Below are 20,273 nucleotides of genomic sequence, written 5' to 3'. Positions count from 1 at the left end.
GAGCAGATTCAGTTGGTGCCGATCCGGGCCAGCAGGTCCACGATCCGGTCCTGCACCTCGGCGCTCGTCGATCGCTCGGCGAGGAACAGCACCGTCTCCCCCGCGGCGAGCCGCGGCAACTCGGTCTGGTCGACGGCGGCGGTGTAGACGACGAGCGGGGTGCGGTTCAACTGTCCGTTCGCGCGCAGCCAGTCGACGATCCCGGCGCGTCGGCGACGCACCTGCATCAGGTCCATCACCACCAGGTTCGGCCGCATCTGCCCGGCCAGCGTGACCGCGTCCGCGTCGGACGAGGCTCGCGCGACCTGCATCCCGCGCCGCTCCAGCGTCGAGGTCAGCGCGAGCGCGATCTCCGCGTGCTCCTCGATGAGGAGTACCCGCGGCGGGTGCTGCTCGCTGTCGCGCGGAGCCAACGCCTTGAGGAGTACGGCCGGGTCGGCGCCGTATGCCGCCTCGCGTGTCGCCAGGCCGAGACCCGCCGTCACCAGGACCGGCACCTCGGCGGCGACGGCGGCCTGACGCAGCGACTGGAGCGCCGTGCGGGTGATCGGGCCGGTGAGTGGGTCCACGAAGAGCGCGGCCGGGAAGGCGGCGATCTGCGCGTCGACCTCCTCGCGCGAGTGCACGATGACGGGCCGGTAGCCGCGGTCGCTCAGTGCCTGCTGGGTCGTGATGTCCGGCGCGGGCCACACCAGCAGCCGGCGCGGGTTGTCCAGCGGCTCAGGGGGCAGCTCGTCGTCCATCGGCTGAGGGTGCGGCTGGTTCGCGACCTCTACCGCGCCGCCCGGTCCGTCGAGCGGCTCGGGGCCCTCGTCGGCGTTCTCGTCCGGGGCTCCTATGGCGTACGACCGGCCGGTGCCCTCGGTGGTGTGGGCGAGCCGGGACTGCTGCCCTCCGGTCTGCGGGTGCTGGCGCGCCCCGGTGTCCGTCTGCTCGGCGACGGGCTCGGGGCGGGTGCCGAGCTTACGGCGCCGCCCGGAGCCGTTGGTCGAGTGCGGGGGAGGCGTGGGCGCCTGGGGCTGCGGCACGGCTCCCGCCTGCGCGGCGGGCTGGGCTTGCGCCTGCATCTGAGCCTGCGCCTGCGGTGCGGGAACGGCCGCCCGGCCCGGCCTGGGCTGCTGGGCGTCGATCATGCGGCGGCCGAACGGGACGCCCTGTCCGAGCGTACGGACGCTGATCGCCCGGCCCTGGGTCGAGTTGGGGTCGACGGGCGGCGCCGCTGCCTCGGCGGGAAGGGGCTGCGCGACACGCGGCTGCTCAGGGGCCACTGCGGGCTCCGGAGCGGCTGCCACCTCGGCCGAGCCTGTCCACGACTGGGCCGCCGCGGCGGCCTCCGGCTGCACGGGCATACCGGCGCCGGAGGGATCGGCCGCGCCGGCCCACGGCTGAGCGGACGCGGCTGCGTTCCCGGTCGGTGCCTCGGCCGCAGGCGCCTGAGGCACCTGGGCTTGGGGCTGAGCTTGCGGCTGCGCGGCCTCAGGAGTGCCCTGGGTCGGCGCGGAGGGCACCGGGACCGCGCCCTGGCCCGCGGAGCCCTCGGGTACGGAACCCGCTGCGGGGCCTGCGAGACCGGCGGGGGCCAGCTGCCCGGGGGCGGCCTGCGGAGGGAGCGCCTGACCGGCGGCGGACTCCTGCGGAGGGAGCGCCTGGCCAGGCATGCCCTGCTGGGGCAGGCCCTGCGGAGGAACGGTCTGCCCTGCGGTGGGAACGGCCGCGGGAGCGGTGTGACCCGGGGCTCCCTGAGCAGGCAGGGGCGCGGCCTGCCCGGGGAAGGGCTGAGCGGGCGCGCCCTCCGCGGGTACGGCCTGCGCGGGGGGCAGCTGCCCCGGCATGGGCTGCTGCGCGGGATCATTCTGAACGGAGCCCGGCTGTCCAGGCATTCCCGGCCCGGGAACCATCTGGCCGGGAGCACCCTGAACGGGGAGTCCCTGCCCGGGGATCCCTTGCCCGGGAACGGGCACGGCCTGGCCGGGCGCACCGGCGGTACCGGGCGCACCCGGCACCGGCGGGGAGGGGTGAGCAGCCTGCGCCGGAACCGGCTGACCGGGAACCCCCGGTGCTCCACCGGCCGCGACATCGCCTTCACCCGAGCTCTGCCGGGCCCGCCGCCGCCCGCTGGGGGCCTGCACCGGATGCGGCTGGGGCGGCGTGTGATCGTCGGCAGGATCGTGCAGGGCCACGTCGTGGCGTCCGTCTGCCGACTGGGCGGGCGCCTGACCGTGGGTCTGGGCGTACTGGGCCGCCTGGGCCGCGTATTCGGGAGAGCGGTCCGCCTCGGCCGGCGGCAGCGCGAACACCGCGCGCGGTCCCGACTCCTGGGCCGCCGCACGCTCCGCCGCGGCGGCCAGCGCACGCCGACGCCGCCCGGTGGGCTGGGCGCCGCCGGTGTCTCCACCCCCACCTCCACCCGTACTCGCGTCCGGAGCGGGAGAGGGGGCCGCGGGCAGCGCGGCGGGCAGGGCCTGCCGTTCGCCGTCCCGTCGCGCACGCCGCCCGCCGGCGGGCGCGGGCATGCCCTGCGGAGGCACGGTCGCCCCGAGCCCCGTCGCCGCGGTACCGGCAGCGTGCTCGGCGGCGGTCACGACCGCACCCTCGGAGACGCCACCGCCCTCGGAGACGCCACCGCCTTCGGCGGGACTCGGCCGCCCACGCCGCCGACCCGATCCGCCGTTCTCCTCGACGCCGCCCTCGTCCGCGGCTACGGCGGAGACCTGAGCCGGAAGCGCCGGCTGTTCCCCGTCCCCTCCGGCGCGCCTGCGCCGGCCGGTGGGCACAGCCGTCTCCGTCGGGGGGCCGACCTCGCTCTCCAGGAACGCGTCGACGGAGGCGCGCCGGGCCCGCCGCCGCCCGCCGCCCTGCGATGAAGCCTGCTCGGGCAGGGCGAGTGCGGAGCCGGCCTCACCGGAGCCCGCTCCCAACGCCGGAGCGCCGTTCGGCGCCCCGCCCGGCCCCGGACCGGAATCCACATCCGCGTCGCCACCCTGGCCGACGGCCGGAACCGACCCGGCCCCGCCCCCGATGGGCACTTCGAGGACGAACGCGCTGCCGCTCATCCCGGGGACCTCGTGCGTCTGCAGCACACCGCCGTGCGCGCGCACGATCCCGCGGACGATCGGCTCATGTACCGGGTCTCCCCCGGTGTACGGCCCGCGCACCTCGATCCGTACGCCCTCACCGCGCTGCGCGGCCGCGACGACGACCGTGTTGTCCATGTAGCCGCCGGCCGAGACCGGCGAGTTGCCCGTGGAGTCGACGCCCGCGACGTCCGCGATGAGATGCGCGAGGGCGGTGGCGAGCCGCTGCGGGTCGACCTCGGCCTCGATGGGCGGCGCGTGCACGGCGAACTGCACCCGTCCGGGCCCGATCAGCTCGACCGCCCCGTCGACCCCGGCGGAGACGACCGCGTCCAGCATCACTTTCGTACGGGTGACGCTCTCGGATCCCGAGTCGAGGCGCTGGTACGCGAGCACGTTGTCGACGAGGGTGGTGATGCGCGAGTAGCCGGCCGACAGGTGATGCAGCACCTGGTTGGCCTCGGGCCACAGCTGCCCGGCGTCGTCCGCGGCGAGGGTGGCGAGTTCGCCGCGCAGCTGGTCGAGCGGCCCGCGCAGGGAGCGCCCCAGAACGGCGAGAAGCTGCTCGTGCCGTGCGGCCAGTGCTTCGTAGCTGTCCTTCTCGCGCTCGGCGAGGGCCGCGTACCGGTCGTCTCCGGCGGCCAGCTCCTCCTCGTGCTGCTCGCGGAGCTCGCCGAGTGCCCGCGCGTGCTCCTCCCGGAGCGAGGCCAGCTCCTCGGCGTGCGCTTCGGAGGCCTGCGCGAGTTCCTCCTGATGGCGCGCGGCCTCGGCGTCCTTCTCCTCGGCGAGCGCGTCGTACGGCCGCCGGTCCGTGAAGGTCATCACGGCCCCGACGAGTTGGTCCCCGTCCCGCACCGGTGCGGTGGTCAGGTCGACCGGCACCTTGTCGCCGCTCTTGGACCACAGCACCTGCCCGCGCACCCGGTGCTTGCGCCCGGAGCGCAGGGTGTCGGCGAGCGGCGACTCCTCGTACGGGAAGGGCTCGCCGTCCGCGCGGGAGTGCAGCATCAGCGGGTGCAGCTCCTGCCCGCCGAGGTCGCTGGCCCGGAAACCGAGTATCTGCGCGGCGGCGGGGTTGACGAGGACGACCCGTCCCTCGGTGTCCGTGCCCACGACGCCCTCGGCGGCGGCACGCAGGATCATCTCCGTCTGGCGCTGCGAACGCGCGAGTTCCGCCTCGGTGTCGACGGTGCCGGAGAGATCCCGTACGACGATCATCAGCAGTTCGTCGGCGGTGTATCCGTAACCGTCGTACGCCTGCTGCCCGTTCTCCAGATGCGCGCTCGTGACCTCGACCGGGAACTCGCTGCCGTCGGTGCGGCGGGCGATCATCCGGGTCGGCCGGGTGCGGCCGCTCTCGTCGACGGTCTCGGGGCGCCGCATCGTGCCGGGGATGAGCCGGGAGTCGAACTGCGGCAGCAGGTCGAGCAGCCCGCGCCCCACGAGAGCCGTGCCCGGGGTCTCGAAGGCCTCCAGGGCGATGGTGTTGGCGTTGACGACCGTTCCGTTGGCGTTGACCAGCACCAACGCGTCGGGTAGCGCGTCGAGTATGGCTGCGAGGCGAGCAGCGCCTCGGGATGGCCTGCTGCTCACGAGACGCTTCCTCCCTGTTACCGCACCTTGCCGACCGCGGAAGCCATCTTGCCAACGGGTCCGCGACGTGTCACGCGAGGGAGTCTACGGGCAGAGGTTGCGCTCGCGATGCCGGATGAGAGGGAGGTCGCACGTAGAGGGGAAGCAGAACGCCCGCAGAAGGCGCGAAGAACCTGTGACCGGCCGGTTCGCGGTTCCGGCCGTCGGCCGAGCCCATGAGACCGCCGCGCACCGGCTACGCGCTCAGTTCCGGAAGGACGGGCACGAGCGCGTCCCAGCGCGCGATCTCGCATCCGTCACCCCGCTGATACGTCGCGTCGACGGGGCGGCCGGCCCAGGTGCCCGTGACCCGCGCGGTGGCAGGACCGCCGTACTGCATCGTGCACATCCCGCCCTCCTGCGCCGGGGCGAACGGGCTCCTGCCCCACGAGGTCTTCTGGTCCAACTGTTCGCAGGCGGCCCGGGCATCGGGGTGGCTGCCGCCCACCGGATGGCAGTCGAGCTCGAACGTCCCGTCCAGGCCGCCGCCCGCCCTGCTCACCGTCACGGTGAGGCGATCGGCGTCGTCCGCCCCGCTCACCGGCGGCGGCATGAAGGGCAGCGACTCGGCGTACGCGGCCGGCGGCGCCGCGGACAGCGCGGCGAGGGACGCGGCGGACGTGACGACGGTGAGGGCGAGGCGGCGCAGCATGGTGGCTCCACGGGGTGCGGGCGGACGGTGGGCGGAGAGAGCGGGTGGAGAGACGGGGAAGAGGGCCACTCCTCTTAACGCCGTCCCCCACCTGACGTTGCGCCGCAGACCGTGCTTTGCCCTCGGGCCTTTCCGCCTAGTACCGTGGGGGGCGATTGGTGACAGCCCGCTCGGCTGTGTCATCATCTGCACGCACCATTCGCGCTGGCGCGGACGGTTGTGCTGGAGGCGTCGCCTAGTCCGGTCTATGGCGCCGCACTGCTAATGCGGTTTGGGACGCAAATCCCATCGAGGGTTCAAATCCCTCCGCCTCCGCAGGATCACGAAGCCCCGGTCACTTCTGACCGGGGCTTCGACTGTTCTTGATCGTTCCAAGCGCTGTGCCGGGCCTCGTCCCGGGTCGCGTCAGGGACCGTATCGAGGCTGTTTTCGCAGGTCAGGCCGGGTCTGACAAACGGATTTCGCCTCACGCCGCCAGTCATGTAATGTTGTTCCCGCAACGCCGACCGGGCCGAAAAGCCCGGAAGGAAGAGCAAACACAACAGAACACACAAGCACTCGTAGCTTAACGGATAGAGCATCTGACTACGGATCAGAAGGTTGCAGGTTCGAATCCTGCCGAGTGCACAGCAGACCAGATGCCCCGTGGAGGAATCCACGGGGCATCTGGCTTTTGCGTTGACGGCAGTGTCTGACGGCAACCGTGGATCGCTCGGCGATGGCGCGTGCGTTCAGGTCGTCGTCCTTCGGCCTACGTCGAGCCCGACGTCGGATCGCCCGAGAACGACGGCAGCGGCGATGGCAGCGGCGGGGGCGGCGGCAGTGGTGGGGGACGGCTAATCGCCAGGGGACAGGGCGGCTGCCCGCCCGGTGGTTGCCGCTCGGTCGCGAGGGCCCGCGCCGAAGCCGTTCCGGCGCCCTGTGTCGTGCTCACGGTGACGGGTTCTGGCGGACCTCGTCCAGGTAGTCGGTCATGAGCTTGCCCGTCCTGGTGAACCAGTCGTTCAGGACCGCGATCTCCGCGGGGGAGTAGGCGCCGAACTGCTCGGCCAGGCGGGCGTAGTAGGGGCCGTAGAGAGCGGTGACGCGGGCGACCGCGGCGGGCGTCGCCGCGATGCGTACGCGGCGGCGGTCGGCCGGGTCCGGGCGGCGCGTCACGTAGCCCGCGCGTTCCAGGCGGTTGACGATGCCGGTCATCGCGCCCGTCGTGACGTGGAGGCGGCTCGCCAGGTCGCCCGCGGTGGGGAGTTCCTCGCCGGCCTCCAGGACATAGCCGAAGCAGGTCAGGTCGGAGACGTTCAGGTTCAGGCGCTGCGCCATCTCCTGCTGGGCGACCATGCTGGTGGCGATGACGTGGTCCATCGCCGACAGGGTTTCCGTCGGCGTGGCCGGGGGGCGGGGGGTGCCGCTCGCCCCGTGGTCCGGCTCATGGCCGTCCACCTTCTCGCTGTCCGCCATCCCGGCGCCCTCGCTGTCCGTCATTCCGGCATCGCACTTCCCCGTATCGGTCTTCCTCGCACCGGTTCTCCCGGCGTCGGCCTTCCCGCACACCCATCCTGCCGTCCGGCCTTCTGCCGTTCTCCCTCTGCTGCGGCCAGTCTCCCTGGTGTCGGGCGTCTGGCCTGCGTCGCACTCCTCGCTGCCGTCGTGACGACCGTCTCCCTGCTTCCTCTGTCCCCCTGTGGCCATTCCCTTAGTTCGTGAGATAAATTCCTTACTTGCTAAGGAATTTTGCGGTCGGCGATCGGGAGGCTGGACATGAGTGAGCATCACCACGACGAAGGGCACACCCTCGCCGGGTGGACCGGGTTCGCGACAGCCGCGGCGGGGACGTCGGTGGCCGGGGCGGGGATGTGTCTGGGGTCGGCGGCCGGGATCTGGCTGGGACTCGGGGTCGTGGCGCTGAGTGCGCTGGTGACCTGGGGACTGCATCTGGCGGGGTGGGGCAAGCCGCCCGGGATCCGGCCGGTCGCCGAGCGGGGGTGGCGGGTGCGGGATCGTGCCGCGCGGCTCGGTCATCCCGGATGCGTCGGGTGCCGATTGGCCGGGCGGGGGCATCGTTCGGCGACGGCGACGGCGACGGCGACGGGGAAGGGGAAGGCGACGGGGAAGGGGAAGGCGACGGCGACGGCGACGGGGAAGGCGACGGGGACGGAGTCAACGGTGGACAGTCCTGGCCCCGCTGTCAGTGTCGGCCTCTACTCTCGTGAGTGATGGCACACGTATGGAAGTGCAGGGGGCTTCGGTGGGACGGGCGGGAGCCCGTGCTGACGTGGGACGGGGGGCGTCGCAGTGCGTTGCCGTGGGGGAAGAGAGTCGCGTTCGCCGTCGTGGGCGGGGGCGAGCGGACGTGTGTCGGGGCACGTGGGCACAGCTGCCCTGTCGTGGCTGCCGTCTCCGGGCGCAGTGTCGGGGCCCGGTGCGAGGAGTGTTCCCGGCTGGACCGGGCGCATTCCGTTGCCGCCGACACCATCGCCGACGATCCAAGGCCCTACTCCGTCTATCTGGCCTGGTTCGGACCCGGGATGGTCAAGGTCGGGATCACCGCCGTCGAGCGGGGGTCGGCACGGCTGCTGGAGCAGGGAGCCGTCGTCTTCACCTGGCTGGGGCGGGGGCCGCTGATGTCCGCCCGGCGCAGCGAGGAGTTGCTGCGTACGGCGTTGGGAGTGCCGGACCGGATCGCGTACGACGCCAAGCGGGGCGTACGGAGTGCGCTGCCGGAGGCGGGGGCACGGGAGGCGGAGGTCCGGGAGCTGCACGCGCGGGCCGTGGGGCTCGACGGGTGGCCGGAGGCCTTGGAGCGGATGCCGTTCGAGGCTGTCGATCACGCGGAAGTGTTCGGGCTCGACGGGCTGCCGGCGGCCGTCGCCGTGGTCGGCGAGCTTGTCCCGGGCGGTGCCGTGAGCGGGGAGCTGGTCGCCGCCGCCGGGCCCGACCTGCACCTTCGGACCGGGCGGGGGGTCGTCGTGCTCGATACCCGGCTCATGACCGGGTGGGAACTGACCGCAGCGGCCGGGTCCGGCGGCGAAGAGCGGGGTGATCGGGGTGAGCGCGGTGGACTGGGGGAAATCACCGTGCCTGTGCGGGAGTTCGGCGGAGTTCAGGACGGACTCTTCTGAACGCTTCTGCCGGGAGAGGGCCGGGAGGGGCAGGGAAGGTGAGGCGGGGCGGGGCGCCGGACGATGGTCGGGAGATCGAGCCGCTCCGGAGGCCCCGGGAGCAGCCCTGGACGTGCTGTGCCGGTGGGGACGAGAGTTGGCGGCATGAATCATCCATCCATCGGTTGCGAGCGTGGGCATGGCTGACCGGGCGTCGGGGCGGGAGGGCGAAGTCGAGGCCGACGACGTACGGCGGTTCTGGGAGGGGCTCGGCCTTCCCGGGCTCGTCGACGTCCACACCCACTTCATGCCCGAGTCGGTCCTGAGGAAGGTCTGGGCGTACTTCGACGGGATCGGGCCCCTCACCGGCGGTGTCGAGTGGCCCAACACCTACCGGGCCGAGGAGAGCGAACGGATCGGCCTGCTGCGGGAGTTCGGCGTGCGGGCCTTCACCGCCATGCTCTACCCGCACAAGCCGGGCATGGCCGAGTGGCTGAACCAATGGGCCGTCGACTTCGCCCGGCGGACCCCTGACTGCCTTCACACGGCGACGCTGTTCCCCGAGCCCGGTGTGGCGGCGTACGTGCGAAAGGCGGTGGAGGAGGGGGCCCGGGTCTTCAAGGCGCACGTCCAGGTGGGGGCGTACGACCCGGCCGACGAACTGCTCGCTCCGGTCTGGGGGTTGCTCGCCGAGGCGGGGGTCCCCGTGGTGATCCACTGCGGTTCGGGGCCCTCGCCCGGCAAGCACACCGGGCCGGAGCCGGTCGGGCGGGTGCTCGCGCGGCATCCGCGGCTGCGGCTGGTGATCGCGCACATGGGCATGCCGGAGTACGAGGACTTCCTCGGACTGGCCGAGCGGTACGGCGAGGTGCGGCTGGACACGACGATGGCGTTCACCGACTTCAGCGAGGGGCTCGCGCCGTTTCCCCGGCGGGCGCTCCCCCGCCTCTCCGGCGTCGGCGACCGGGTCCTGCTCGGCACCGACTTCCCCAACATCCCCTATCCGTACGTCCATCAGCTGCGGGCGCTGGAGCGGCTCGGGCTGGGGGACGAGTGGCTGCGGGCGGTCTGTCACGACAACGGGGCGCGGTTGTTCGGGCTGTGAGGCGACGACCCGTGGGGTGACCGCTCGTGGGACGACGCTCGTGGGGCGACTGCCGGTGAGGAGGACCCGAACAGCCGGGCAAGGAACGGTCTCCGGCTCAGTCGGTGATGACGAGTTGCTCGTCGGTCGACAGTTCCCGCCAGGAGAGACTGAGTGCTCCGTCGGTGACCTGATGGACGTCGAGTTTCATGAAGTGGACGTCGTCGTAGGGCACGCGCATGGCCGGCAGGCGCAGGGTGTGGAGTGTGCGTCCGGTGTCCGCGTCGAGGACGAGCAGCTCGGCCTCCCGGACCCGGTCGCCGACGTTCGACCTGTTCAGGAGCGGCTGACGCACGAGGTACACCCGGCCGTCGGCGATCACGCCGGAGCCGTACTCCTGGCCGGTCGGTGCCTTGAGCCGCCAGGTGAGGTGGCCGTCCTCGATGTCGTAGGCGTGCAGGACGGTGTCGTGGTCGGCGGCGCCGTCGCCCCCGGCGTCGGTGGCCAGCAGCACGGTGCCATCGCCCGCTCCGACCGGATTCCAGGCCTTGGTGTCGATTTCGGCGCTCGGAACGGCCCCCTCCCGGCTCAGGTCGAGCAGCTGGACCGCCGATGAGTTGTCCAGGTCCGGTGGCGGGGCGGCCAGCGTGTGCGTGTCGCCCAGGACCGCCCGGCCGGGGTCACTGATGCGACGCTGCCAGAGGGCCTCCCCCGTCCGGTTGTCGACGCCGAGCAGCAGGTAGTGCTCCTCCTTCTCCGTGGCGGTACTCGACATGTTGCACCGCACGGGGACCGCGCTCACGTGGTCCGGCAGGGCGTACACGGCGTGGACGCTCACTTCGGCGCAGGACCTGGGTGTCCTCACCGTCCACAGGCTGCGGCCGTCGCGCTCGTCGAAGGCGCGCACGGCGCCGGGCGCCGCGGTCAGGGCCTGGCCGGCGCCGAGGCTCACATTGCGGAAGCCATCGGCGTATCCGAGTTCCTCACGCCACAGCTGCCTGCCGGTGCGCAGATCGACTCCGACCAGGATGCTGTCCCAGTAGGCGATCACCACGGTGCGCTCCGACACGTCGAACGACATCAGGACGGAGTCCGTGTCCTGTCGCTCGTAGCGCCAGTACTCCTTGCCGGTCCGCAGGTTCACCACCCGTATGCCGTCCGGCGTCGACGACACGGAAAGGCCGTGCACCAGGACGTCGAAGCCGCTCTTCCGGTGCATGACGTGTTCGGGTGCGACCGGTGCCTCGGGACCGAACGCCGCAGGGAAGGGCCCCTGTGCGCCGGTGACCACGTCACGGTTCTCGTACCAACGGATGAAGAAGAGCACCGGGAGCATGAGCAACACGATGACGAGTGCCACGAACACCGGGTTCTCGCGCATGCGCACAGGACCCGGCTGTCCCAGCAGAGTCACAGGTCTGCCCGTACCACCCGCCACCAGAGCCCCCCTCAGGCCGCGCCCCTGATCACCATGACCGGCGGCGGACGGATCCTCCCCCGCCGCCGTCCGCGGAGGCAAGGAACCGCCAGGGGGTTCCCTGAGAGGTCCCTGTGCGTTTCTCAGGGTATTCACAGCTTCCGGAAAGCGTGCTCTCAGAGCGGCCCAGCAGTGTGTGCGCTATGACCACGACCTCGCCCCAGGGGCGCACCGAACTGCTGAGGCCGGACGGGAGCCCCGTCCGCGTGCTTGTGGTGGACGACGAGCTCTCGATCACCGAGCTGCTGTCCATGGCCCTTCGCTACGAAGGGTGGCAGATCCGCAGCGCGGGCGACGGGACCGGTGCGGTGCAGACCGCGCGCGAGTTCCGGCCCGACGCCGTCGTCCTCGACATGATGCTGCCCGACATGGACGGGCTGACCGTCCTCGGCCGTCTGCGCCGCGACCTGCCCGACGTGCCCATACTCTTCCTGACCGCGAAGGACGCGGTCGAGGACCGGATCGCCGGGCTCACCGCCGGCGGCGACGACTACGTCACCAAGCCCTTCAGCCTCGAAGAGGTCGTGGCGCGGCTGCGCGGCCTGATCCGCCGTTCCGGTGCCGCCGACCGGCGCTCCGACTCCGTCCTCGTCGTCGGTGACCTCACCCTGGACGAGGACAGTCACGAGGTGGCGCGCGCCGGGGACGGCATCCACCTCACCGCGACCGAGTTCGAGCTGCTGCGGTTCCTGATGCGCAATCCGCGCCGGGTGCTCAGCAAGGCGCAGATCCTCGACCGCGTGTGGTCGTACGACTTCGGCGGGCAGGCCAACGTCGTCGAGCTCTACATCTCGTACCTGCGCCGCAAGATCGACGCCGGTCGTGAGCCGATGATCCACACGCGGCGCGGCGCCGGGTATCTGATCAAGCCCGCGACGTCGTGAGCGGGCGACGACAGCTGCGGAGGCAGCGGCGCCGACAGCCTCGGACGCTGCGGACGCGGCTCGTCGTCGCGTCCGTCGCGCTCATCGCGGTGGTGTGCGCGGTGATCGGCACGGTGACGACCATCGCGCTCAGCTCGCACCTGTACGAGCAGCTCGACGACTCGTTGCGTGACGCCGCCATGAGGGCGGCGGGCCCGCTGAATCCGGGCGGTGACCAGCGCGGTCCCGGTGGCGACGACAAGCTGAAGAAGTCGCTGACGGCGTTCGTCAGCCAGGGCCTGCAGCCCAGCGGCACAGTGGCCGCGAAGGTCACGGGCGGCAGCATCACCGAATCCAAGGTCGGCAAGAAGACGAAGGGCGACGACGGCATACCGGACGTCGAACCCCAGTCGCTCACCGCGGCACAGCAGGCTGTGCTCGCGGATGTGCCGCGGGACGGCGAGCCGCACACCGTCACGCTGCCGGGACTCGGTGAGTACCACGTCCAGTACCAGAGCGGCGAGAACGGCTCGTTCTACGTGGGCCTGCCCACCGAGGACGTCACGAACACGCTCAGCACTCTCATCATCGTCGAGGTCAGCGTCACGGCCGCCGGTCTCATCGCGGCCTCGCTCGCCGGAGCCACCATCGTGAGCGTGGCCCTCCGCCCCCTCCGCAGAGTCGCCTCCACCGCCACCCGCGTCTCCGAACTTCCCCTCCACACGGGCGAGGTGACGCTCAACGAGCGTGTTCCCGAGTCCGAGACCGACCCGCACACCGAGGTCGGGCAGGTCGGTGCCGCCCTCAACCGCATGCTCGACCACGTCCACGGCGCCCTGCACGCCCGCCAGGAGAGCGAGACGCGGGTACGGCAGTTCGTGGCGGACGCCAGTCATGAGCTGCGTACCCCGCTGGCGTCCATCCGCGGGTACGCCGAGCTGACCAGACGCGGACGTGAGGAGACCGGGCCCGACACCCGGCACGCGCTGGGCCGGATCGAGTCCGAGGCCGGGCGGATGACGGGCCTCGTCGAGGACCTGCTGCTGCTAGCGCGCCTCGACGCCGGACGGCCGCTGAGTTACGAGCACACCGACCTCTCCCCGCTGGTCGTGGACGCCGTGAGCGACGCCCGTGCCGCGGGGCGGGAGCACGTGTGGCGCCTGGAACTGCCCGACGAGCCCGCGCTGGTGATGGCGGACGCCGCCCGCGTCCAGCAGGTCATGGTGAACCTGTTCGCGAACGCGCGTACGCACACACCACCGGGTACGACGGTGACCGCGCGCGTGCGCCGCCAAGGGCCGTGGGTGTGTGTGGACGTCCAGGACAACGGGCAGGGCATCCCGTCCGACCTGCTGCCGCATGTCTTCGAACGGTTCGCGCGAGGCGACTCGTCGCGTTCGCGGGCTTCCGGGTCCACCGGGCTCGGGCTCGCCATCGTGCAGGCGGTCGTGGCCGCGCACGACGGTGCCGTGACCGTCGACAGCGTGCCCGGGCACACGGTCTTCACCGTGCATCTGCCCGCGCTGGCACCGCAGGAGCCCCATTCTCATGGGGCGTTCATTTCCTCAACGAATTCACAACCGTACTCACAGGCACAGCACAGCACGACCACATGGGTGCAACAGGGCGCTTGACGACAGTCGTTGTCATGCGAACCGAACCTTCTCCCGGCAACTTGCCGGCGCGGGAGCACCTCCCGGCCGGACATGCCGGTACGCCTGTCCTGGACGTAGTGATCCCCGTCTACAACGAGGAGAAGGACCTCCAGCCGTGTGTGCTCAGACTGCACGAGCACCTGGCCCGCACCTTCCCGTACGCGTTCCGCATCACGATCGCGGACAACGCGTCCACCGACACCACTCCGCTGGTGGCGGCGCGGCTGGAGGCGGAGGTCCCCGAGGTCAGGTCGTTCCGGCTGGAGCAGAAGGGACGCGGCCGGGCGCTGCGCACCGTCTGGTCCGCCTCGGACGCCCCGGTCCTCGCCTACATGGACGTCGACCTCTCCACCGACCTCAACGCGCTTCTCCCACTGGTCGCCCCGCTGATCTCCGGTCACTCGGACCTGGCGATCGGCTCGCGGCTCGCCCGCAGTTCGCGGGTGGTGCGGGGCGCCAAGCGGGAGTTCATCTCCCGGACGTACAACCTGATCCTGCGCGGCTCGCTGCAGGCCCGGTTCTCCGACGCGCAGTGCGGCTTCAAGGCGATCCGGCGCGATGTCGCGCAGGTGCTGCTGCCGCTCGTCGAGGACACCGGGTGGTTCTTCGACACCGAGATGCTGGTCCTCGCCGAGCGGGCCGGACTGCGCATCCACGAGGTGCCGGTCGACTGGGTGGACGACCCGGACTCGACGGTGCACATCGTGAGGACCGCGACCGACGACCTGAAGGGCGTGTGGCGCGTGGGACGCGCTCTCGCCACCGGCTCGCTGGCACTGGACCGGCTCGCCCGGCCGTTCGGTGACGATCCGCGCGACCGTGAGATCAGCGGCGTACCGAAGGGTCTCGCCCGTCAACTCGTCGGGTTCTGCGTCGTGGGCGCGCTGTCCACGCTGTTCTATCTCCTGCTCTACAGCGGCTTCCGTACGTTCTCGGGGTCGCAGGTCGCCAACGCGCTCGCCCTGCTCGTCTCGGCGGTCGCCAACACCGCGGCCAACCGGCGCCTGACCTTCGGCGTACGCGGCCGGAGCGGGGCGGTGCGGCACCAGGCGCAGGGCCTGGTCGTCTTCGGCATCGGACTCGCCCTCACCAGCGGCTCGCTCGCCGCCCTGAACGCGGCGACGGACGAACCGGCGCACTCCACCGAACTGGCGGTCCTGATCGTCGCCAACCTCGCGGCGACCGTGCTGCGGTTCCTGCTCTTCCGGGCCTGGGTGTTCCCGGACCGGCACGACGAGTCACCGTCGACCGTCGTCGCCTCTCACACGCCCGCCGTGCCGCACGTGCCGGCCGGACCCGCGTCGCCCGCCCACGCGACGGCCCCGCGGTCCCCGTACAGCACGACGTCCGCCGCGCCCCGCGGCCGGACGTCCGCGTACGGCCCGACGTCCGCTCCGTACGACACGGCCCACACTCCGCTCGACCACCAGACCTGGGGGGACGCGACCATGCGGCTTCAGCCGGTGCGCCCGAACGATCACGATCCGAGGAACGCGCGATGACGACGACTCAGCACGACACGACCCACACGGGAGGTGCCGGCTCCTCCGGGGGCGCGAACCCCTCCTGGGGACCGCCGGGCGAGACGGGCCCGGCCGGGGCAACCGCCGTACAGGAGCCCGCGGTTGGTCCGCCGGCCGCCCCCGAGGACGGCAGCCCCCGGCAGCCCTTCGCGCGCCGCCTGTGGCGCGGGCGGCCCGAGGACCACCGGTGGACGCGTCCCGCGTTCCTCGGCACGCTGCTGCTGATCGGCGCGCTCTACACCTGGAACCTCACGGCCTCCGGGTACGCCAACTCCTTCTACTCCGCGGCCGTCCAGGCCGGCAGCCAGTCCTGGAAGGCCTTCTTCTTCGGCTCGCTCGACTCGGCCAACGCCATCACCGTCGACAAGCCCCCGGCCTCGCTGTGGCCGATGGCCCTCTCGGTGCGGCTGTTCGGCCTGAACTCCTTCGCGATCCTGTTCCCGCAGGTGCTCATGGCGGTCGCGACGGCCGGAGTGCTGTACGGGGCCGTGCGCCGCCGGTTCAGCGCCACGGCGGGCTTCATCACGATGGCGGTCTTCGCGCTCACTCCGGTCGCCGCGCTGATGTTCCGCTTCAACAACCCGGACGCGGCCCTCGCGCTCCTGATGGCCGTCACGGTCTACTGCGTGCTGCGCGCCATGGAGAAGGCACAGACGAAGTGGCTGGTGTGGGCGGGCGCGGCCGTCGGTCTCGCCTTCCTGGTGAAGACCCTCCAGGCCTTCCTGATCCTGCCGCCGCTCGCACTCATCTACGTGATCTTCGCGCCGACGACCCTGCGCAGGCGCATCGGCCAGGTCCTCCTCGCCGGCCTGTCGATGATCGTCGCGGGCGGCTGGTGGGTGGCGATCGTCGAACTGTGGCCCGCGTCCTCCCGCCCGTACATCGGCGGCTCGCAGAACAACTCCTTCCTTGAACTGACCTTCGGCTACAACGGACTCGGCCGGATCAACGGCGAGGAGACCGGCAGCGTCGGAGGTGGCGGCGGTGGCGGTGGCGGCAGCTGGGGCGAGACCGGCTGGGACCGGATGTTCAGCTCGTCCATCGGCGGTCAGATCTCCTGGCTGATCCCGGCCGCGCTGATCGTGCTCGCCGCGGGCATGGTCCTCACCCGGAAGGCGAAGCGGACGGACACGGCCCGTGCCGCGTTCCTCGCCTGGGGCGGCTCGCTGCTGATCACCATGGTGATCTTCAGCTTCATGCAGGGCATCTTCCACGAGTACTACACGGTGGCCCTCGCCCCGTACGTCGCCGCCGTGATCGGCATGGGCGCGAGCGTGCTGTGGGAGGAGCGCGGCCGGATGTGGGTCTCGCTCACCATGGCCGCCGGGATGACGGCCACCGCGGCCTGGGGGTACGTCCTCCTGAACCGTTCCTCCGACTACCTGCCCTGGCTGAAGTGGCTGGTCCTGGTCGGCGGCCTGGTCGCCGCGCTCGGCCTGGTCTTCGTCTCGCGGCTCGGACGCCGGCTCGCCCTCGCGGTCGTGGGGCTCAGCTTCGTCGCGGCCCTCGCGGGTCCGACGGCGTACACCCTCACCACGCTGAACGAGGGCCACACCGGCTCGATCGTCACGGCAGGTCCCGCGGTCTCGGGCGGTCGCGGCGGTCCTGGCGGCGGTGGCGGCATGGGCGGCGGCCCCGGTGGCGGCGGTATGCCGGGCCAGAACCAGCAGGGCGGCACCGGCCAGAACCAGCAGGGCGGCGGCACGGGCCAGCCTCCCACCGGCGGTGTGCCGGGCGGCAACGGCCAGACCCAGCAGAACGGCAACGGCCAGACGGGTCAGAACGGCCGGACCCAGCAGGGCGGCGGCACCGGCGACGGCGGTCGCATGGGCGGCGGCATGGGCGGTCTGCTCAACGGTGCCACGGTCAGCTCCGAGGCCAAGACGCTCCTGGAGAAGAACTCCGGGGACTACACCTGGGCCGCGGCCGCCATCGGCGCGCAGAACGCGGCGAGCTACCAGCTCTCCACCGGTGACCCGGTGATGGCGATCGGCGGCTTCAACGGCAGCGACCCGTCGCCGACACTGGCCCAGTTCAAGCAGTACGTGGCCGACGGGAAGATCCACTACTTCATCTCCTCCGGCTCCATGGGCGGCGGTGGCGGCAGCAGCTCCGGCACCGGATCCCAGATCAGCGAATGGGTGCAGGAGAACTTCAAGGAGGTGACGGTGGGTTCGTCCACCTTCTACGACCTGACGCAGCCGACGAGTTAGCACGACGTGCGGCACGACGAGCCGGCACTCCGAGGACGGCGACGGAAGGAACGGGGACAGAGGGGGCGGTGGCCGGGGCGCGGTGCCCCGGCCACCGCCCCCTCCCCGCGTTGTACGCCGTACAGGAGTTGTTCTACGGTGTATGGCATGCCCCCCTCGCAAGGTCACCCCCAGCGCTGGCCGATCCTCGGTGTCATCTGTCTCGCGCAGCTCACCGTGCTGCTCGACAACACCGTGCTCAACGTCGCGATCCCCTCCCTCACCGAGGAGCTGGGGGCGGGCACCGCGGACATCCAGTGGATGATCAACGCGTACTCGCTGGTGCAGTCGGGCCTCCTCCTCAGCGCCGGCAGCGCCGCCGACCGGTACGGCCGCAAGAAGATGCTGGTCGCCGGTCTCGTCCTGTTCGGCATCGGCTCACTGGCCGCCGGACTCGCCGACACCACCGGGCAGTTGATCGCCGCCCGCGCGGGCATGGGCGTCGGAGGCGCGCTCCTGCTCACCACCACGCTCGCCGTCGCGATGCAGATCTTCACGCCCGACGAGCAGCCGAGGGCCATCGGCATCTGGAGCGCCGTCAACGCCCTCGGCTTCGCCACCGGGCCACTGCTCGGCGGGTTCATGCTCGACCACTACTGGTGGGGCGCGATCTTCCTGGTCAACCTGCCGGTGGTGGCGCTGGCACTGGGCGCGGTGATCGTCCTCGTACCGGAGTCCAGCAATCCGCGCGGCGACCGCCCCGACCTCCTCGGCGCGCTGCTCTCCACGACCGGCATGACCGCCCTCGTGTACGCGATCATCACCGGCCCGGAGCACGGCTGGACCTCCGGCCGCGTCCTCGCCGTGGCAGCCTTGGCGCTCGTCGTCCTGGCCCTCTTCGCGTACTGGGAGAGCCGGATCCCCCACCCCATGCTGGACCTGCACTTCTTCAGGGACCGGCGTTTCACGGGCGCGGTCGCCGGCGCTGTGCTGATCACCTTCGGCATGGGTGGCGCGCTGTTCCTGCTGACCCAGCACCTCCAGTTCGTCCTCGGGTACGGGCCGTTGGAGGCGGGCCTGCGCACGGCGCCGCTCGCCCTGACCGTGGTGGCCCTCAACTTCACCGGTCTGTCGGCCAAGTTCACGGTGAAGCTCGGCACGCCGGTGTCGATCGCGCTCGGCATGGTGCTGATGTCGGGCGGCCTCGTGTCGATCGCGACCCTCGCGGCGAGCGGCTACACGGGCACGCTGCTCGGCCTGCTCCTCATCGGCGCCGGCTGCGCGATCGCCAACCCCGCCATGGCGCACGCCATCATGAGCGCGATCCCGCCGGAGAAGGCGGGCGTCGGCGCGGGCGTCAACGGCACGCTGGCCGAGTTCGGCAACGGCCTCGGTGTGGCGGTCCTCGGCGCCGTCCTCAACGCCCGCTTCGCCGCGCTGATCCCCTTCGCCGCGGCGTCCCTCCCGGCGGCGCTCGCCTCCGCGGAGTCGGCCGGCGAGCGGGCCCGGATCAAGGACGCCTTCTCCTCCGGCCTGGAGACCAGCCAGCTGGTGGGCGCGGTCGCCGTACTCCTCGGCGGACTGCTGGCCGCCGCGTTGCTCCGGCGGGCCGAAGGGGCAGACTCCGCGGTGACGGTGAAGGCGGCGGCCTGAAGCCGCTTAGCATCAGGGCGGGGCGGCCCCGGTGTTCCGGGGGCGCCCCTTGCGGGAGTCACGAGGAAGGTACGCCATGGTGAGGGCAGCCGACCGGGCCGAGCGCCCGGCGCGGACCAGTGTCTGGTTGGACGGCAAGGCCCCGCGCGGCGGCGCCCGGGGCGGCCAGCCGTCCTCGCTCGACCGGGACCGGATCACCGAGGTCACGGTGCGGCTCCTCGACGCGGAGGGACTGGCCAGATTCTCCATGCGGCGGCTGGCCGCCGAGCTGAACGTGACCGCGATGTCCGTCTACTGGTACGTGGACACCAAGGACGATCTTCTCGAACTCGCGCTGGACGCGATCCACGGCGAACTGGAGCTGCCCGATCCGGACTCCGGCGAGGACTGGCGGGACCAGCTCCGCTCGATCGCCTCCGGCTACCGTGCCCTGCTCGTACGGCACCCCTGGGCGTCGCCGCTCGCCGGGACGTTCCTCAACATCGGGCCCCGGGCGGTCGCCTTCTCGCGCACCGTGCAACGGGTGATCCGCAGAACGGGGCTGCCCACGCACCGGCTGACGGGGGCCATCTCCGCCGTCTTCCAGTTCGTGTACGGCTTCGGCACGATCGAGGGCCACTTCACGGTGCGCTCGGCCGAGGCGGGGATGAGCCCGGACGAGTTCTTCCAGCAGTCCCTGAGCACGCTCAGGGAGGCGCCCGAACTCGACGACGTGTTCCAGGAGTCCAAGGAGATCATGCGGGCCCGCGGGGGCAGCACCGTCGAGGAGATGTACGAGCGGGACTTCCACTTCGCCCTGGACCTGGTGATCACCGGTATCGAGACGACGGTGCTCCGCGGGGAGGGGTGAGCCGGGCCTACTCCTGCGGGGTGAGCCCTGCCGGGAAGCCGCCCGTCGCGACCGGACCCCACTTCGCCGGGGTGATCCTGATGATCGACTTGCCCTGCTTGAGCATCGCCGCCCGGTACTCGTCCCAGTCCGGGTGCTCACCCGAGATGTTCCGGAAGTACTCGACCAGCGGCTCGACCGACTCGGGGGAGTCGATCACCTCGGCCGTGCCGTCGACCTGCACCCAGGGGCCGTTCCACTCGTCGCTCAGGACGATGAGGCTGACCCGGTCGTCGCGCTTGGCGTTGCGGGTCTTGGCGCGCTCCGGATAGGTGGAGACGACGATGCGGCCCGAGTCGTCCACTCCACAGGTCAGCGGCGACCCCTGCGGGCTTCCGTCCGCCCTGCGGGTCAGCAGCACGGCGCGGTGCCGGGGCCGTACGAAGTCCAGCAACTCGTCCAGCGAAACAGAGGTGTTCGTCGCGATGTTCGGTGCCATACGGGCAGCTTAGGCGCTCGGCCACGGCTGAGCCTGCTCCTG

General features: G+C 71.8%; 14 protein-coding genes and 2 tRNA genes. 11 read left to right on the top strand and 5 right to left on the bottom strand.

Annotation, left to right across the window (positions count from 1 at the left end):
* Positions 1-8: 8 nt before the first annotated feature.
* Together O1Q96_RS43560 and O1Q96_RS43555 are read right to left on the bottom strand one after the other, a co-directional pair.
* The gene (locus O1Q96_RS43560; RefSeq protein WP_269253338.1) at positions 9-4,667 is read right to left on the bottom strand and encodes a PAS domain-containing protein; all 4,659 of its coding nucleotides are present in this window, start codon (positions 4,665-4,667) and stop codon (positions 9-11) included.
* Between the two features lie 235 nt (positions 4,668-4,902).
* Positions 4,903-5,358 carry an SSI family serine proteinase inhibitor gene (locus tag O1Q96_RS43555; protein WP_269253337.1) on the bottom strand — a complete coding sequence of 152 codons (456 nt, stop codon included), beginning with the start codon at positions 5,356-5,358 and terminating at the stop codon, positions 4,903-4,905.
* A gap of 224 nt (positions 5,359-5,582) precedes the next feature.
* Here O1Q96_RS43555 and O1Q96_RS43550 point away from each other — a divergent pair.
* Both O1Q96_RS43550 and O1Q96_RS43545 read left to right on the top strand, forming a co-directional pair.
* A tRNA-Ser gene (locus O1Q96_RS43550) sits at positions 5,583-5,673 on the top strand.
* Positions 5,674-5,912: 239 nt separating this feature from the next.
* Positions 5,913-5,985 (top strand) — tRNA-Arg (locus tag O1Q96_RS43545).
* 303 nt (positions 5,986-6,288) lie between these two features.
* On the opposite strand, the gene O1Q96_RS43540 is transcribed toward O1Q96_RS43545, so the two are convergent.
* Positions 6,289-6,816, bottom strand: a complete 528-nt coding sequence (locus O1Q96_RS43540; RefSeq protein ID WP_331276119.1) for a MarR family winged helix-turn-helix transcriptional regulator — start codon at positions 6,814-6,816, stop codon at positions 6,289-6,291.
* A gap of 300 nt (positions 6,817-7,116) precedes the next feature.
* Here O1Q96_RS43540 and O1Q96_RS43535 point away from each other — a divergent pair, with 300 nt between their 5' ends.
* The 3 genes from O1Q96_RS43535 (at position 7,117) to O1Q96_RS43525 (ending at position 9,561) form a co-directional block, all read left to right on the top strand.
* Positions 7,117-7,572 carry an HGxxPAAW family protein gene (locus O1Q96_RS43535; RefSeq protein ID WP_269253336.1) on the top strand — a complete coding sequence of 152 codons (456 nt, stop codon included), beginning with the start codon at positions 7,117-7,119 and terminating at the stop codon, positions 7,570-7,572.
* A complete protein-coding gene (locus O1Q96_RS43530; protein WP_269253335.1) occupies positions 7,572-8,477 on the top strand; it encodes a DUF2797 domain-containing protein in 906 nt (301 codons plus the stop codon). Before O1Q96_RS43535 ends, O1Q96_RS43530 begins: the two co-directional genes overlap by 1 nt.
* A gap of 178 nt (positions 8,478-8,655) precedes the next feature.
* Positions 8,656-9,561 carry an amidohydrolase family protein gene (locus O1Q96_RS43525; RefSeq protein ID WP_269253334.1) on the top strand — a complete coding sequence of 302 codons (906 nt, stop codon included), beginning with the start codon at positions 8,656-8,658 and terminating at the stop codon, positions 9,559-9,561.
* A gap of 97 nt (positions 9,562-9,658) precedes the next feature.
* On the opposite strand, the gene O1Q96_RS43520 is transcribed toward O1Q96_RS43525, so the two are convergent.
* Positions 9,659-10,921: an outer membrane protein assembly factor BamB family protein gene (locus tag O1Q96_RS43520; protein ID WP_269253333.1), complete on the bottom strand. Its 1,263-nt coding sequence runs from the start codon at positions 10,919-10,921 to the stop codon at positions 9,659-9,661.
* A gap of 239 nt (positions 10,922-11,160) precedes the next feature.
* Here O1Q96_RS43520 and O1Q96_RS43515 point away from each other — a divergent pair, with 239 nt between their 5' ends.
* From O1Q96_RS43515 to O1Q96_RS43490, 6 genes are all read left to right on the top strand, one after another.
* Positions 11,161-11,901, top strand: a complete 741-nt coding sequence (locus O1Q96_RS43515) for a response regulator transcription factor (RefSeq protein WP_254644338.1) — start codon at positions 11,161-11,163, stop codon at positions 11,899-11,901.
* On the top strand, positions 11,898-13,514 hold the full coding sequence (locus tag O1Q96_RS43510) for a sensor histidine kinase (RefSeq protein ID WP_269253332.1): 1,617 nt from the start codon (positions 11,898-11,900) through the stop codon (positions 13,512-13,514). The genes O1Q96_RS43515 and O1Q96_RS43510 overlap by 4 nt, the downstream gene beginning before the upstream one ends.
* Before the next feature lie 14 nt (positions 13,515-13,528).
* Positions 13,529-15,037 (top strand): bifunctional glycosyltransferase family 2/GtrA family protein, encoded by a 1,509-nt coding sequence (locus O1Q96_RS43505; protein WP_269253331.1) that lies wholly within the window; start codon positions 13,529-13,531, stop codon positions 15,035-15,037.
* A complete protein-coding gene (locus O1Q96_RS43500; protein ID WP_269253330.1) occupies positions 15,034-17,271 on the top strand; it encodes an ArnT family glycosyltransferase in 2,238 nt (745 codons plus the stop codon). Before O1Q96_RS43505 ends, O1Q96_RS43500 begins: the two co-directional genes overlap by 4 nt.
* Before the next feature lie 147 nt (positions 17,272-17,418).
* Positions 17,419-18,903 (top strand): MFS transporter, encoded by a 1,485-nt coding sequence (locus O1Q96_RS43495; protein WP_269253329.1) that lies wholly within the window; start codon positions 17,419-17,421, stop codon positions 18,901-18,903.
* A gap of 76 nt (positions 18,904-18,979) precedes the next feature.
* Entirely contained in the window at positions 18,980-19,753 is a 774-nt protein-coding gene (locus tag O1Q96_RS43490; protein ID WP_269253328.1) for a TetR/AcrR family transcriptional regulator, read from the top strand.
* Between the two features lie 7 nt (positions 19,754-19,760).
* Here the strand turns inward: O1Q96_RS43490 and O1Q96_RS43485 are convergent, their stop codons facing one another.
* A complete protein-coding gene (locus tag O1Q96_RS43485; RefSeq protein WP_269253327.1) occupies positions 19,761-20,231 on the bottom strand; it encodes a PPOX class F420-dependent oxidoreductase in 471 nt (156 codons plus the stop codon).
* Positions 20,232-20,273 lie beyond the last annotated feature (42 nt).

This window comes from Streptomyces aurantiacus (genome assembly GCF_027107535.1).
In the GTDB taxonomy this organism is placed as follows: domain Bacteria; phylum Actinomycetota; class Actinomycetes; order Streptomycetales; family Streptomycetaceae; genus Streptomyces.
This window is presented reverse-complemented; position numbering and strand designations above follow the sequence as displayed.